Origin of the sequence: Rhodococcus sp. NPDC057135 (assembly GCF_042670865.1) — a bacterium.
Classification (GTDB): Bacteria; Actinomycetota; Actinomycetes; order Mycobacteriales; family Mycobacteriaceae; genus Rhodococcus_F.
The window spans coordinates 107,851-123,231 of record NZ_JBHUUU010000015.1 but is presented as its reverse complement, the minus strand read 5'-3'; the positions used below and the strand labels follow the sequence as shown (position 1 = coordinate 123,231).

The 15,381-nt window shown below is 61.8% G+C and carries 12 protein-coding genes and 1 tRNA gene; 6 read left to right on the top strand and 7 right to left on the bottom strand.

Going from position 1 to position 15,381, the window contains the following annotated elements; translation table 11 throughout:
- Positions 1 to 58 precede the first annotated feature (58 nt).
- Positions 59 to 2,974 (top strand): UPF0182 family protein, encoded by a 2,916-nt coding sequence (locus ACFT1A_RS25050; protein ID WP_378449221.1) that lies wholly within the window; start codon positions 59 to 61, stop codon positions 2,972 to 2,974.
- A 90-nt stretch (positions 2,975 to 3,064) separates the two neighbouring features.
- On the opposite strand, the gene ACFT1A_RS25045 is transcribed toward ACFT1A_RS25050, so the two are convergent.
- Positions 3,065 to 3,619 carry a transglycosylase family protein gene (locus ACFT1A_RS25045; protein WP_347872101.1) on the bottom strand — a complete coding sequence of 185 codons (555 nt, stop codon included), beginning with the start codon at positions 3,617 to 3,619 and terminating at the stop codon, positions 3,065 to 3,067.
- Positions 3,620 to 4,069: 450 nt separating this feature from the next.
- On the opposite strand from ACFT1A_RS25045, the gene ACFT1A_RS25040 reads away from it, so the two are divergent.
- Positions 4,070 to 4,143 (top strand) — tRNA-Met (locus ACFT1A_RS25040).
- A 73-nt stretch (positions 4,144 to 4,216) separates the two neighbouring features.
- Positions 4,217 to 4,993: an esterase/lipase family protein gene (locus tag ACFT1A_RS25035; protein ID WP_378449189.1), complete on the top strand. Its 777-nt coding sequence runs from the start codon at positions 4,217 to 4,219 to the stop codon at positions 4,991 to 4,993.
- A gap of 71 nt (positions 4,994 to 5,064) precedes the next feature.
- Here the strand turns inward: ACFT1A_RS25035 and ACFT1A_RS25030 are convergent, their stop codons facing one another.
- The 4 genes from ACFT1A_RS25030 to ACFT1A_RS25015 are packed head-to-tail and all read right to left on the bottom strand — an operon-like array spanning position 5,065 to position 8,536.
- A complete protein-coding gene (locus tag ACFT1A_RS25030; RefSeq protein WP_283303975.1) occupies positions 5,065 to 5,709 on the bottom strand; it encodes a GntR family transcriptional regulator in 645 nt (214 codons plus the stop codon).
- Between the two features lie 60 nt (positions 5,710 to 5,769).
- Positions 5,770 to 6,855, bottom strand: coding sequence for an isopenicillin N synthase family dioxygenase (locus tag ACFT1A_RS25025; protein ID WP_378449188.1), 1,086 nt, complete (start codon positions 6,853 to 6,855; stop codon positions 5,770 to 5,772).
- Positions 6,852 to 7,757, bottom strand: a complete 906-nt coding sequence (locus tag ACFT1A_RS25020) for an ABC transporter permease (protein WP_378449187.1) — start codon at positions 7,755 to 7,757, stop codon at positions 6,852 to 6,854. Before ACFT1A_RS25020 ends, ACFT1A_RS25025 begins: the two co-directional genes overlap by 4 nt.
- Positions 7,754 to 8,536, bottom strand: coding sequence for an ABC transporter ATP-binding protein (locus ACFT1A_RS25015; RefSeq protein WP_378449186.1), 783 nt, complete (start codon positions 8,534 to 8,536; stop codon positions 7,754 to 7,756). Before ACFT1A_RS25015 ends, ACFT1A_RS25020 begins: the two co-directional genes overlap by 4 nt.
- A gap of 251 nt (positions 8,537 to 8,787) precedes the next feature.
- Here ACFT1A_RS25015 and ACFT1A_RS25010 point away from each other — a divergent pair, with 251 nt between their 5' ends.
- From ACFT1A_RS25010 to ACFT1A_RS25000, 3 genes are read left to right on the top strand one after another with little or no spacing between them, the layout of a single operon-like run.
- Entirely contained in the window at positions 8,788 to 9,978 is a 1,191-nt protein-coding gene (locus ACFT1A_RS25010) for a nitrate ABC transporter substrate-binding protein (protein ID WP_378449185.1), read from the top strand.
- Between the two features lie 15 nt (positions 9,979 to 9,993).
- Positions 9,994 to 10,971, top strand: a complete 978-nt coding sequence (locus ACFT1A_RS25005) for an isopenicillin N synthase family dioxygenase (RefSeq protein WP_378449184.1) — start codon at positions 9,994 to 9,996, stop codon at positions 10,969 to 10,971.
- Positions 10,972 to 11,011: 40 nt separating this feature from the next.
- Positions 11,012 to 12,340 carry an amidohydrolase family protein gene (locus ACFT1A_RS25000; protein WP_378449183.1) on the top strand — a complete coding sequence of 443 codons (1,329 nt, stop codon included), beginning with the start codon at positions 11,012 to 11,014 and terminating at the stop codon, positions 12,338 to 12,340.
- A gap of 6 nt (positions 12,341 to 12,346) precedes the next feature.
- Here ACFT1A_RS25000 and ACFT1A_RS24995 read toward each other — a convergent pair whose 3' ends face one another.
- Complete coding sequence (locus tag ACFT1A_RS24995; RefSeq protein ID WP_378449182.1) at positions 12,347 to 13,984, bottom strand: acyl-CoA synthetase; 1,638 nt, start codon at positions 13,982 to 13,984, stop codon at positions 12,347 to 12,349.
- Positions 13,985 to 14,155: 171 nt separating this feature from the next.
- Positions 14,156 to 15,361: an acyl-CoA dehydrogenase family protein gene (locus ACFT1A_RS24990; protein ID WP_378449181.1), complete on the bottom strand. Its 1,206-nt coding sequence runs from the start codon at positions 15,359 to 15,361 to the stop codon at positions 14,156 to 14,158.
- Between the last annotated feature and the right edge of the window lie 20 nt (positions 15,362 to 15,381).

Below are 15,381 nucleotides of genomic sequence, written 5' to 3'. Positions count from 1 at the left end.
CGATGCAATCGGTTGCGACGCCACGGCGTCGCCAAATCTTGGAGCGTGGCACGTGGGCATGCGGCCCCCCGCAGGTTTACCCTCTCTGTCCAGACGCAGTCGAATCTTGTTGGTGGTGGCTGTCGTTGTGGCGGCCTTGCTGCTCGTGGGGCCGCGACTGATCGGCATGTACACGGACTGGTTGTGGTTCGGCGAAGTCGGCTTCCGTGGTGTGTTCACCAAGGTTCTGCTGACGCGATTCGTTCTCTTCCTCGTTGTCGGAATTGTCGTCGGAGCCATCGTGTGGCTCGCGATGCTTCTCGCGTACCGTGCACGTCCGGTGTTCGTCCCGGTCTCCGGACCCAATGATCCGATCGCGCGCTACCGCACCACCGTCATGTCGCGACTTCGTCTGTTCGGCGTGATCATTCCGGTAGCGATCGGCATCCTGTCCGGTCTCATCGCGCAGGCCAACTGGGTCACCATCCAGTTGTTCCTCAACGGTCAGCAGTTCGGCATCACCGATCCCCAGTTCAATCTGGACGTCGGCTTCTACACCTTCGATCTGCCGTTCTACCGTTTCGTTCTGAACTGGTTGTTCGTCTCGATCCTGCTGGCATTCGTGGCAAATCTGATCACCCACTACGTTTTCGGTGGTATCAAATTGGCCGGGCGCGCTGGGACATTCACCACTGCCGCTCGTATTCAACTCGCTGTTATCGCCGGAACCTTCGTGCTCCTCAAGGCGGTTGCGTACTGGTTCGATCGTTACTCGTTGATGTCGAGCAGTCGTAAGGAACCGACGTTCACCGGTCCGGGCTTCACCGACATCAATGCGGTGCTGCCGGCGAAGCTCATTCTGTTGTCCATCGCAGTCATCTGCGCCTTGGCGTTCTTCGCGTCGATCTTCACGCGGGATCTTCGGATACCGGCCATGGCAGTCGCTCTCCTGGTTCTCTCGTCGGTGCTCGTCGGTGCGGTCTACCCGATGATCGTCGAGCAGTTCTCCGTCAAGCCCAATGCGGCGCAGAAGGAGAGCACGTACATCGAGCGGAACATCGAAGCGACCCGTCAGGCGTACGGGATCACCGAAGAGAACGTCGACTACGTCGACTATCCGGGCATCGGCACCAAGCAGCCCCAGGATGTTCCGGCCGACCGGACCACGATCGCGAACACGCGATTGTTGGATCCGACGATCCTGTCGCCGACGTTCACCGCTCAGCGTCAGCTCAAGAACTTCTACGGGTTCCCGCAGACGCTCAACGTCGACCGTTACGAACAAGACGGACAGTTGCGCGACTTCGTTGTCGCCGCGCGTGAGCTGTCGCCGAACAACCTTTCCGGCAACCAGACGGACTGGATCAACAAGCACACGGTCTACACGCATGGCAACGGCTTCGTCGCGGCCCAGGCAAACGAAGTCACGGCCGTGCAGGGCGACAGTCAGAACAACACCGGTGGTTACCCGATCTACTCGGTGAGCGACCTGACGACCACACCCGAGAACGAGAACCTCAAGGTGGACAATCCTCGTTCGTACTACGGCGAGGTGATCAGTCAGTCGGACGCCGATTACTCGATCGTCGGTTCCGTCGACGGTGAGGGACCGCGGGAGTACGACACCGACACCTCGAAGTACACCTACACAGGCTCGGGTGGCGTTTCGATCGGCAACTGGTTCAACCGTCTTGCATTCGCGGCGAAGTACACCGAGCGCAACATCCTGTTCTCGAGTGCAATCGGCTCGAACTCCAAGATCATCTTCAAGCGTGATCCGAAGGAAAGGGTCGAGGAGGTCGCGCCTTGGCTGACGACTGACGGCGCTGCTTACCCCGCAGTGGTCGACGGCAAGATGCAGTGGATCATCGACGGCTACACCACTGCCCAGGACTACCCGTACGCGCAGCGCAGTTCGCTCGACGGCTTGGTCGAGGACAGTATCGACCAGACGACCGGGCGCCTCATTCCGCGCCAGGAGTTCTCCTACATCCGCAACTCCGTGAAGGCCACGGTCGATGCCTACGACGGCACCGTCACGCTGTACCAGGTCGACGAGCAGGATCCGGTTCTGAAGGCGTGGATGGGGGTCTTCCCGGACACGGTCAAGCCGAAGAGCGAAATTTCGGACGACCTGCAGGCGCACTTCCGGTACCCGGAAGACATGTTCAAGGTCCAGCGCGAGATGCTGGCGAAGTATCACGTCGACGATCCGAGTGAGTTCTTCACCAACAACGCGTTCTGGTCGGTTCCGAGCGATCCGACGATCGACACGACCGCCAACCAGCCGCCGTACTACGTGCTGGTGGGCGACAAGGACACCGCGAAAGCGGATTTCCGTCTGACCAGTCCGATGGTCGGGTTCAGTCGTGAGTTGCTGTCGGCCTACATTTCGGTGGCGAACGACAAGGAGAACTACGGCAAGTTCACGGTGCTGCAGTTGCCAACCGATACGCAGACTCAGGGTCCACAGCAGGCGCAGTCTGCGATGACGTCGGATTCGCGTGTTGCTTCGGAAGTGTCACTGCTCAAGCAGTCGAACAAGATTCAGTACGGAAACCTGCTGACTCTGCCGATTGCCGAGGGCGGAATCCTCTACGTCGAGCCCTTGTATTCGCAGCGAAACTCGCAGAACGCGTTCCCTCAGCTGGCGCGTGTGCTGGTGAGCTTCAGCGACACCAACGGCATTCGGATCGGTTATGCACCGACCGTCTCCGAGGCGATCAGTCAGATTTGGCCGGGCGCGGGTTCGGCAGCGACGGTCACCCAGCCGGCACCCGATCCGGATACCGGAGCGCAACCGGAAACGCCGACAACTCCGACGGCACCGGCCCCGCCGGCTTCTTCGGACGACGTCACGAAGGCACTCGCCGAGGTCAATTCGGCAATGGCGGCATTGAAGTCAGCGCAACAGAGCGGTGACTTCACCAGCTACGGTGCTGCGCTCGACCGCCTGCAGAAGGCTGTTGACGCGTACCAGGCGCTGCCGAGGTAAGCAGCGTCAGTTCGTGAACAGCAGAAGGCCCACCATCCGTTTCGGATGGTGGGCCTTCTTGTGTGCTCAGGTGAAACTGTGCGAGCTGAATCAGCGCAGTGCTGCAACGATCGGTGCGTTGGCATCGGAGAGCTGCTGGAACTGTGCTGCGAAGCCGTACTGGCCGGCGAGGTCACGAGCGGTGTCGTAGGCCTGCTGTGCGGCGGGCTTGAGCTCGGCCGGGATCTCGAGGGCGGGTGCAACTGCGGGTGCCTCAGCGACGGGTGCCGGTGCTGCTGCGGGAGCTTCTTCGACTGCGGGCTCGCTCGCGACGGTCAGACGCTGGCCGCAGACGGGCCATGCGCCGGGGCCCTGGCTCTGCAGGGTGTTCTCGGCGACGCGGATCTGCTCTTCCTTGGAAGCGTTGGCGGGCGAGCCGCTGCCGCCGTTGGCGGTCCAGGTGCTCTGCGAGAACTGCAGGCCGCCGTAGTAGCCGTTGCCGGTGTTGATGTTCCAGTCGCCACCGCTCTCGCACTGTGCGACGCCGTCCCAGTTGTGGGTGGCTGCGGAAGCGGTGCCGGTGCTGATGGTGAGGGGCACTGCGACAAGTGCGCCGGCTACTGCCAATGTGCCGAGTGCACGCTTGCTGATGCTGGTGTACGTCATGTCGGGGTAAATCCTCTCCGCGCTTGCTGACATCGGCGGGCCTGCGGGTCGGCGGTGGTGCTGGCTTCCCCGGGCGCTTGTCTCTCCGTGTCTCTGCCCCTCGAAGGTTTCGGGGGTTCCGATCCCGCGGGGCAGAGTCGAGCAGCGGCGGGTCGGCGTTCGCCCGGTTGATTCGGGCCGGGACCGACCGTACGGGAGCGCTGAACGAGGGTCGATTCGCAAATTTCCGGACCTTCTGGTCTGCTCTCGCCGGCGAACTTCGGCGTTTATGCTGGTAGAGCCTTTCCGATGCGGTTTCGAGGTACGTTCGTTACATGCCTGTTATGTGTTGATGCTCACGGGCATTTTGTGAAGCCAGTCACTCGGATTTGCGACTTTCAGGCGTGTATTTCACTCCAGCGCAGGCGATTTGCGTTCCGTTCATCTGCTCGTGTAACTTTGTCCATGCATCGCGGGGTGGAGCAGCTCGGTAGCTCGCTGGGCTCATAACCCAGAGGTCGCAGGTTCAAATCCTGTCCCCGCTACTAGAAAAGGACCGCCGTACTGGATTCCAGTGCGGCGGTCCTTTTTTGCGTGTGTCCGTCGTAGGGTTGCGACGTGCGATTCTCGAAGGTGCCCCTGTTATCGGTCGTCACCGCTTTTCTGGCGATTGCGGCGTCGGTGCTCTCTGCGAGCAATGCTGCAGCCGGTGGATGGGTCGAGACGGGGAAGCGCGTGGTCTTCATCGTTCCGGGCCAGCAGCTCTACAGCTCAGGTGAAGCCCATCAGGCGCCTTACCGCGCCCTCGACGAGGCACTGCAGGATGCGGGCTACGAGACGCATTTCGTCGATGCACCCGGCAAAACGATCGCCGCAGATGCCGAACTGATCGCCGAGTCGATTCGCACCTACGCTGCTGACGCCGCATACGTGGGCGTAGTCGCGCACAGTGCGGGCGGACTGAGCGCCCGGTATTACGCGAAATTCTTCGGTGGCTCGGACATCGTGGATTCATACGTCGCTATTGGCGCTCCGCAGTACGGCAGCCCCGGTGGCTGCGTGCAGGGCCCCGCCGACGGCTACGACACCTGCATGTTCTCCGAAGTTCTCACCAAGCTCAATGCCGGAGAGGACACTCCTGGTCCTGCCTACTATTCGGTGGTGCAGAGCTCGGGCGAGTGGGCGGACGGTCGGCTGGACGGGGGTCAGTGCCGGGTGTACGTCGATGGCGTTCCCGGTTCCGGAACCGGAGCAGACCACCTGACCGAGCTCGAGCACCCCGAGGTGATCTCGGGAACGATCAGCGCGTTGGAGCGCGACTGTGTCGGCACTTTCGTGGACGAGAACGACGGCGACATCACGTGGCCGGACACCTTGTTCCCGTCCTTCCGGTAGCGCTTCGGGGTTCGTGATTCAGGTCCGTGATTCAGGTTCGTGATTCAGGTCCGCGTTTCAGGGTCTCGGCATCAGACTCGGGTCGTTCGGACGAGTAGCCCGGCTACGTGCGCGCTCGCGGCTGTTCTCGCTCCCAAGGCGTCACCCGATTCGATGGCCGCGACTATACGAGCGTGCTCGGTGACAGCGATCCGGCGATTGAGCTCGAGGCTCCACATGTCCGAACGGTAGAGATGTGATTGCCCATCCAGGCGGTGCAGGGCTTCACTGAGTGGGTGATTGCATGCCGTCTCACGAATCAACGTGTGGAACTCGAGGTCCAGCTTCGAATCCCGACGCTGATCCGGCGGGCTCTCGAGAAGTTCGCGTTGCACCTGCACCATCTTGCTGAGCTGCGACACGGTTTCGTGAGTGGCATTCGCCGTAGCGTTGAACGCTGCGAGACCGTCGAGTACCTCACGCACCTCGAAAACAGCGCGCAGCGACTCCGCGTCCAGCGAATCGACTTTTGCACCCGCATTTCGGGTGTGGACGGCGATGCCCTCGTAGATCAACTGCTGCACGGCCTCGCGGACCGGCGTGCGACTGACATTGAGTTTGCTTGCCAGCGCGGGAACACTCAGTGGTGTCCCCGGCGCCAGCTCTCCCGAAAAGATCAGTTCGCGAAGTGTCTCGTGCACGGACTCGGTGAGCAAAGCTCGTTCGGTGGTGGTCATCTTGTCCTCACTTCGATCCTGCACGATATCGACGGTACCCGGGAGCGCTACCCGGCACCGTCACCCGGCGGCGCGCACCCGGTCAGCGCTGCGACGGTCGACCTCGGGCGCCGTCGTGCCTTTCAGTCCGGCCACCTTGGCCGCGATGTTCTCAGCGATCGTGATCGGCGGGTATCCCACTTCGCCCGGTGCGAGAGTTCCTGGGAGTGCTTCTATGACGGCGTCGTAGTTTCCGTCGAAAAAGAATGCGGCAGAGCGTCGTCGGATGATCTGGCCGTCGACGATCGGCGGGTCGACTCTGTGCACTGTCGAGCGCCATCGGTCGTTCGTCCAGCGCGCCATCGCGTCTCCGAGGTTGATCAAGAGTGCGCCGTCGGCAGGTTGGACGTCGTGCCACACGCCGTCGGTACTCAGAACTTGTAGGCCCGGAACCTGATCTGCCCACAGGATGGTCAAGATTCCGAAGTCGGTGTGAGCGCCCATTCCCGTCATGTCGCCGGAGATCCGGATCTCGCCCTCGGGCAGTGCGTAGTTGTTCATCTTCATCGCGTCGATCGAGTGGTCGAGCATCGAATCGAAGTATCCGGGCTGCAATCCGAGGGCGTCGGTGAAGGCGCACATCAGGATTCGTGCCAAACTCTGTGTCTGGCGGAAATACTCTTCGATTGCCGGTCGGAAGCCGGGCGCAGCGTCGGGCCAGGTGTTGTCGGCGTAGCTGGACTGGGGTAGGTCGACGCCCGGATAGTCGCTCACCTCTGTACCGACGACTATCGCTTCGTAGAAGTCGTTCATCTGGTTCGCAGACGCGACGCCCAGGCTCATACTGAGTGATTCCGACTTCGGTGGTGAGTAACCACGGTTCTCGGACGAGGGGCGGCGATAGTCGTTCTTCACCGCAAGTGGGAGCGCAAAGAACTCGTCGAGAGCGTCGGCCAGTCCGTCGGTCGCTGATCGTGGAATATCGTGCCCGACAATCTGTATGAAGCCGACGTCCCGGCACGCGCGATCGAGTTGAGCTGCGACCTCAGCACAGGCAGTGCTGTTGGTGGCGTTCGCAAGAGTTGGCTCGCCGCGACGATACGGGCTGATGTCGATGGTGGGGATTTCGAAGGCGGGAAATCCGGAGGCGGGAAGTTCGAAGGTCATTTAAAGTCCTTGCGGCCGGACGTGTGCCACTTACCGACGAGCACACGTGAGAGGAATCCAAAGGCAGAGAAGACGAGGACGCCGAACACCGACGCGATCACGATCGCCGCGATCAAGTCCTCGGACTGGAGGCGGCTTCGGTAGACGTCGAGCAGAGTTCCGATCCCGGGTTGTCCTTTGGCGAAGAACATGTCGCCGATGATGGCGCCGACGACAACAAGGCCGGATGCGGTACGGATACCGGCGAGAATGGCCGGCATTGCCGCTCGCAGTTCGAGTTTCACCAGTCGATCCCACCGCGATGCTCGTCCGAGGGTGAAGAGTTCGTGCAATCCGCGATCGACCGACTGTAATCCGAAGTGTGTGTTGGTGATGATCGGGAAGGCTGCGATGAGAACACACACCAGAGTACGAGCGGTCATGCCGTAGCCGAACCAGAGGCCGATGAGGGGCACGATGGCGAGGATGGGAATGACTTGCAGCACAACGGCGTACGGATAGACGATCCGCTCGATCCACTTGGCTTGGCTCATCAACACGCCGGTTCCGACGCCGACTGCCACAGCGACGACGAAGCCGACCAGCGCAACCTGAGCCGTCACGGCGAGGGCTTCGAGCATGGGAGAGAGATGTTTCCAGTCGAGCAGCGACTTGGTCAGCACCTGACTCGGTGGCGGGAGGAGAAACCGACGTTCGGGGGAGAGGACGAGATAGCTGACGATCGACCAGGCCGCGACCGCGCCGGCAAGGGAGAGCAGCGGATAGAGGACGAGGGCACCGAGCGCTCTCATTCGCGAGTTCCGTCCGGTCTGTGCCTCTGCTTGTGTGGTGGTCGCAGAATCGGAGCGAACCGCGGTCGTGCGTGTGGTGTTGCCTCGCCCAACTGCAAGAACTTCGGTCATCGTAGGCTCCCGTGCAAACTGGCCGAGATATCGGCGACGTATTCGGTGTAGCGGGCGTCGTAGCGCAGTTCCGGGCTACGTGGGTAAGGGAAATCGATGTCGACGACTGAATGTATTCGTCCGGGCCTGGCGGTCATGACAACCACCTTGCTTGCGAGGTACACGGCCTCGGATACCGAGTGCGTGATGAACATCGAGGTGAATCCTTTGTCGGTATACAACCTTTGAAGCTCCACCTGCATCTCCAGGCGGGTCATCTCGTCGAGTGCGCCGAAAGGTTCGTCGAGGAGCATCACAGCGGGTGCGAGCGTGAGGGCGCGAGCCAACGACACGCGCATCTTCATTCCGCCGGACAACGCATTGGGCAGTTGCTGGGCAAAGTCACCAAGGCCCACCGCGCGGATTGCCTCGTCGGCGCGCAACTTTCGCGCTGCTTTGTCGCCGCCACCGAGTTCGGCCGATAATTCGACGTTGGCCTGCACATTTCGCCAGGGGAGAAGGGTCGGCTCCTGGAAGATGAAGCCTACTGATTCGGTGTCGAGGGCAACCGCACCGCTCGTCGGTCGTTCGAGGCCGGCCGCCATGCGCAACAAGGTCGACTTGCCACAGCCGGAGGGTCCGACCACGGCGACAAATTCTCCCCGCTCCACGTCCAGATCGATGCCGTCCAGTGCAACTGTGCCGGTGTCGAACTTCTTGACGACGTCGGAAAAGACCATCTGCATCGGCGCGGTGAGTTTGCGAGCGTCGACATCCTGCATCGTGTTCGCGAGTTCCATCTGAGCCTCCGGTTCAATAATGCATGCAAAAGTTCTTCAAGATCTACGGCATATCTTGGATTGCATGTATGTCGTCGAGATTGCTGAATGTAAATGTGAGGTGACATTGCAGGTAAGGATAGGATCGTGGCCCGCGTTACCTGATGGAAACAACCAGGCGATTGCATGTAATCCAAGTGCTGCAGAGTGTGCTCATCGGATCACCCTTCTTGGTTCGCCCCCATCCCAATTGTTTTCACGAAGGAGACGCTGTGTATTCGAATCGCAAGGTGTATTCCAATCGCAAGAGTGTGGGAGTGGCCGGCGTGGCACTGGCGATGTGTGCGGCCATCGGATTGACTGCTTGCAGCTCCAGCGAAGCCGAAACGGCCACGGCCGAATCGCTCGAACCCGCCGCCGAGGCTCAGAACCTGGCGGGGCTCTGTCCGGAAAACGTTGTGGTTCAACTTCAATGGCAGCCACAGTCGGACATGGGAGCACTGTTCGAGATGCTGGGTCCCGGGTACTCGGTCGACACCGATGACAAGTCGGTCAGTGGAACTCTCGTTGCGGGAGGGAAGGACACCGGAGTCGACCTGACCTTGCGAGCCGGGGGACCGGCAATCGGGTTCCAGTCCGTGAGCTCCCAGATGTACGTCGACGATTCGATCACCCTCGGACTTGTGCACGGCGATCAGGTGATTGCGGCAGCAGCAAGTCAGCCCGTCGTGGCCGTTACTCCACTGCTCAAATACAGTCCTGCAATCCTCGTGTGGGACAAAGAGTCTCATCCGGACTGGACGAGTGTTGCCGATATCGGTAAGTCCGACGCGAGTGTCGTCGTTTCCAAGGAGCAGCTTTTCCCACAGTGGCTCGTGGCAAAGGGACTACTGAAGCAGTCCCAGCTCGACACGAGCTACGACGGAGCTCCCTCGCGATTTGTCGGTGACCCGACCATTGCTCAGCAAGGATTCGCGAATTCGGAACCGTACACGTACGAGAAGGAGACGCCGGCATGGGACAAGCCGGTTTCTTATGACCTGCTGAAAGATTCGGGTTTCGACATCTATGCCTCCAATGTTTCCGTCCGAGCCGACAAGGTCGAGACACTCTCGCCGTGCTTGAGCAAGCTGGTTCCGATCATTCAGCAGGCCACGGCCGACTACATCACCGCGCCGGATGCTGCGAATGCCGCCATTGTCGACGTCGTCTCGCAGGACGTGTCGTTCTCGCCGTACACCGAGGGTGAGGCGGCGTTCAGTGCCCAGCTCCTGAAAGAGAAAGGCCTGATCGCGAATGAGTCGGACGGCTCCGTCGGGACGTTCGACATGACCCGAGTCGCCCATACCGTCGAAGAACTCAAGCCCATCCTGATCGCCGGAGGTGCGGCGATACCGCAGTCACTGACCGCGGAAGAGATCTACACCGACAAGTTCACCGATCCGTCCATCGGAATCCGCTGAAGGAGCTGACAGTAAATGACTTACGACATGACAGAACTCAACCGCGAGACCCGCATGGGTGGCCTGGGTACCGAGACGACCGACCGCGAGGTCCGAAGGATCGATCTCGCGGACTTCGAGAACCGGCGCAGCGAGATCGCCGAGGAGTTGTGGTCGGCAGCGACCGACATCGGGTTCTTCCAAATCGTCAATCACGGAATCGATCTGGACCAGGTTCGCGAGGCTTTCGCGGCGGCCGAGGGATTCTTTGCGCTCCCCGCCGAGGTCAAAGCGCAGTATCCGCTCAAGAAGGGGTTCAACTCCGGCTGGGAGAGTATGACGCAGGTGCGTCCGTCCATCGGAACACCTGATCAGAAAGAGTCCTACCAGGTGACCCGCCCGCATATGGGAGATCTGTGGCCCACAGCAGACGAATTGGCCGGGTTCCGCGAGACGATCCTGGACTTCGAAGCCAAGTGTTGGGGCATTGCGATGGATCTGCTCTCGTGCTTCGCCGAGAAGCTGGGATTCGAGCGAGACTTCTTCACCAAGGCGCACGATCCGTCGGTGGAGAGCTACCAGAGCACACTGCGGCTGCTGCATTACTTCCCCCTTGCCGCCGACGCGGATGTCGAAGGGATGTGGCGCGCCGGTGCGCACACCGATTTCGATTGCCTGACATTGCTTTTCCAGCGTGACGGTCAGGGTGGTTTGCAACTGTGCCCGGGCAAGGAGATGGACACCCAGGAATGGACGTCGGTGGTGCCGGCTGAGGAAGCGATCACCTGCAATATCGGCGACATGCTGATGAGATGGAGTGATGATGTCCTGCCGTCGAACTTTCATCGGGTGAAGAGTCCCGGCGTCACCGACTACCGGGGACCTCGCTACAGCCTCGCGTTCTTCGCTCAGGCGAACCGCGACGTGACCATCGAGGGCCCCGCGGGCAAGTACCCTCCGATCACCGCGGAGGACTACATCGACCAGCGAGTACGCGCGAACTTCGCACGTTGATCCGCACCCGTTCCGTCACACACTTTCAGGAGAATTGTCGATGACTACCGCACACCGGAACTCGGCCGACACGATCGTCACGGACGTCACGCTCTACAGCGGCGGCCAATGGCTGAGCGGCCGCGATGTTGTCGTCTCGAACGGCGTTGTCGAATCGATCGAGGTTTCCGCCGGGAGCGCCGGCGCAGGCAGTGTGGACGGATCGGGGGCGTATCTGATCCCGGGGTTCGTCAACACCCATACGCACCTTCAACAGTCACTGATGCGTGGGATCGCCGAAGGGGCACCGCTTCTCGAATGGTTGCTCGCGGTCGCGGAGGAGTCCGTCCAGATCACTCCGGAGCGCGCCTACGCGGCCGCCGTCGCAGCATCGTTGGAAGCGTTGCGCAGCGGTACGACCACCCTGGTCGAACACATGTGGCCGCACCCGTCCAGTGAGGTTCACGACGCCGTGATCCGGGCGTTGCGCGACACCGGGATTCGAGCAGTGTTGGGGCGTGGGGCCGCAGACAGGGCGGACCCGACGAGGAAGTGGGGGTTCGATCCACGGCTGATGCAGCCACTCGGAGATGTTCTCGCACATACAGATCAGATGATGCACGACGTGGCTGGTTCCCGCGTCGACGTGGCAGTGGCGGTACCGAATCCGCGATCGCTGACCCCGGAGGGGATGTCGGCAGTGCGTGAATTCGCGCAGTCTCGCGACATGACGGTCTCGATCCACCTGCTCGAGACACAGACCGACAACACGATGTGTACCGAACATGCAGGCGTGAACGCTGTCGACTACCTCGATTCCCATGGTTTTCTATGGGATCGGGTGCTGGCGGTCCATTGTGTCGAACTCGACGACCGTGGCCAGAAAGTGTTGGCGGAGCGCGGCGTCGGAGTGTCGTACAACCCGGTCAGCAACATGCGCCTCGGCAGTGGAATTGCACCGGTCCCGAGCTTCCTCGACGCGGGAATCGCGGTGGGGTTGGGCGTGGACGGTGCGGCTAGCAACGACACCCAGGACATGCTGGAGACGCTGCGCACGGGCGCCTACGTGCAGCGAGCCGCGCGCGGCCGCGCCGACCTGTTCGGCTTCGAAGCCATGATCGACATCGCGTCCGGCGGCGCGAACGCGGCGCTCGGTCTACCCGCCAGGTCCGGCGGAATCTCCATCGGTGATCCCGCTGACCTCACCATGATTCGGTTCGAACGAGACTTCGGTTGCCTCCCGGTACGAGATCCGGGTGCGTCCATTCTCACGACGGGAAGTCGCCAGATCGTCGACACTGTGTTGGTTGCAGGCGAGGTCGTGATTCGTGACGGGCATTCCACTCGCGTCGACGAGGCGGAATTGATCCGGACGCTCAGCGCGTTGTGACGGCGCTCAGTCCTCACTGACCTCCATCTCGATGAGGACGCGGCGCAACAGCTTTCCCGTGGCGTTGCGGGGAAGTTCGTCGATGAAGACGATCTCGCGGGGAACCTTGTAACGGGCCAGGTTGGACCGAACGTGGTCTTTCAATTCGTCGGAGTTCTGCTCGGCGCCGTGAGCGACGACGACGAAGGCTCGCAGGCGGTGGCCGAAGTCGGCGTCTTCGACTCCGATCACGGCGGCTTCCAGGACGTCCTCGCGGTCGGCGAGGAGGTTCTCGACCTCGAGCGGGTAGACGTTCTCGCCGCCGGAAACGATCATGTCGTCGTCGCGGCCGTCGACGAAGAGGAGACCGTTGGCGTCGAAGTGTCCGACGTCGCCGGTGGAGAGAAGTCCGTCGATACGTTCCTTGTCCCGTCCGTCGGTGTAGCCCTCGAAGCTCAGTCCGCTCGCGACGAAGATTCGGCCGATCGTGTGGGGAGTGGTAATTCTTTTGTTGTTTTCGTCGAAGAGTTCGACGTGGCACGTCACTGGAGCTCGGCCCGCGGTTCCCGGAGCGATGGTCAGGTCCTCGGGAGTCGCGACCGTGGCCACGGCGACCTCGGTGGATCCGTACAGGTTGTAGAGGACGTATCCGAACGAGGCAGTGACTCGCTTACACAGGTCGGGGGAGAGCGACGAACCTGCCGAAAAGATGATCTTCAGGTTCGACGTGTCGTACTTGGACAGCACCTCGGGGCCGAGGTCGATGATACGAGTGAGCATCGTCGGGACCACTACCAGACTGTCGCACTTGTGTTGCGCGACAAGTTTGATCGTGTTCTCCGGGTCGAACTTTCGATGCATGATCACGGTCTGCCCGAGCGCCAACGCGAGAGCGAACTGCGAGACGCCGGTGCCGTGGAAGGCCGGGGCGGCCATCATCATGGTCTGTCCGCGGCGCAACGGAACGCGGTCGAGGAACTGCGCCGAAGCGAGCGGGGAGGTGTGTCCGCGCGGCGCGCCTTTGGGAGTTCCAGTCGTACCGCTGGTGAGGAGGACGAAGCCACCGTTCTTCTCGGGAGCTTGCACCGAGGACGTGGTGCGTCCGGCGATGGCCTCGTCGAGTGTCGTCGCTGAGGAGCTTTCGGCGGACGCGTCCGTCTCCGGCCACGAGCGATACCGGACGACGTCGCCTGGCAAGGCATCGGCGACGTTCGCGAACTCGTCGTCGTAGACGAAGGCGACAACCTTCTCGCGCGCGGCGACGTCCACGAGTTGGGGTCGAGCGAAGCCCGTGTTCATGAGGACGAGCTTGGTTCCGTTCTTTGCCGCAGCCAGCATGGTCAGCACCAAACCACGATGGTTGCGGCACATCGCGCCCATGACGGAGTCGGACGTGATGCCGTCCGCCTGCCATGCACGGACCAGCGCGTTGCTCTGGCGTTCGAGTTCGGCGTACGTGATGGGCCCGCGCTCGTCGACGATGGCCACCGCGTCGTAGCCGTTCTCGGCGTGGGCGTGGACCGGTCCGGCAAAAGGTCCGTATTTGTCCACCGCTGCAATCGATTTGAGTCCGCGGTCGATTCGGGGAAATGGGACGAGTCCGGCTCGGAACATGACCCCCGCCGCGCCGATGGTGTCAGTAACCTTGGTGACCAATCCGGGCATACGTGAACCTCTTCCGAGCGTCGTTGTAGGACTGAGTACACACTAATGCGCAACCACGGCTCGGTGGTGGAATTTCGGGATGGCGACCGAGCACTCCGCCCCGCCATCTCGGAAGGTGGCGGGGCGGAGCGTGTGCGATGTCGTATTTCTGGTGACCGACCTACGGAACCGTCACTTCAGTTCGGCGGACGACTTTCCGAGCAGACGGCGAGCGACGATCAGCTGCTGGATCTGCTGGGTGCCCTCGAAGATGTCGAGAATCTTCGAGTCGCGGCCCCACTTTTCGAGCAACGGGCGCTGCGAGTAGCCGTAAGTGCCGGCCAACTCCACTGCCTTGAGCGTCACGTCGGTGCCGGTGCGGCCGGCCTTCGCCTTGGACATCGACGCTTCGAGCGAGTTCGGCTTCTTGTTGTCGGCCATCCACGCCGCGCGCAGAGACAGCAGGTATGCGGCCTCCCAGTCGGCTTCCAAACGGATGAACTCGGCTGCAGCTGCATGCTGGTTGTAGACCGGTGTGTCGTAGGAGATCTCGACTCCGGCTTCGGTCAGGATGGTGCGCAGTTCTTCGAGAGCTGCGCGTCCGACGCCGACGGCCATGGCTGCAACGAGCGGGCGGGTGTTGTCGAACGTCTGCATGACGCCGGCAAAGCCCTGCTCCACGTTGACCTCCGGGCTGCCGAGGATGTTGTCTGCCGGAATGCGGCAATCCTGGAGTAGGAGGACGGCGGTGTCGGAAGCCTTGATGCCCAGCTTGTGCTCGAGACGAGCGACGCTCAGGCCCGGGGCGTCACGCGGTACGACGAACGACTTGATGGCCGCGCGGCCCTTCGACTTGTCGACCGACGCCCACACGACGATGTGCGTCGAACGCTCACCGGCGGTGACGAAGATCTTCTCGCCGTTGAGGACCCACTCGTCGCCGTCGAGAACAGCGGTGGTGGTGACGGCAGCGGAGTCGGAACCGAAACTCGGTTCGGTGATGGCCATCGAGGCCCACACCTTGCCGAAACGTTCGAGCTGCTCGTCGGTGGACACTGCGGCGATCGCGGCGTTGCCGAGTCCCTGGTAGGGGATCGAGAGCATGAGTCCGACGTCGCCCCAGGATGTTTCGAGCGAGTTGAGAAGCGCGGACATGTTGCCGCCGTTGGCGTTGCCGCCCTTGGCGCTCGCGTCGGAACGTCCGCCGCTGGCACCGCCGATGTCTCCACCGGAATCGGAGAGGCCTTCGACCATGGCGGCCATGGTGTCGAGCTCGACGGGGTACTCGTGCTCGGCCAGATCGTACTTACGTGAAATGGGTCGGAAGATCTGCGCCGCGACCTGATGTGCCTGGTTCGCTGATGCTTTGAGCTTCTTGGGAAGTTCGAGGTTGATCATCGTGGTTCTCCTGGAAGTTC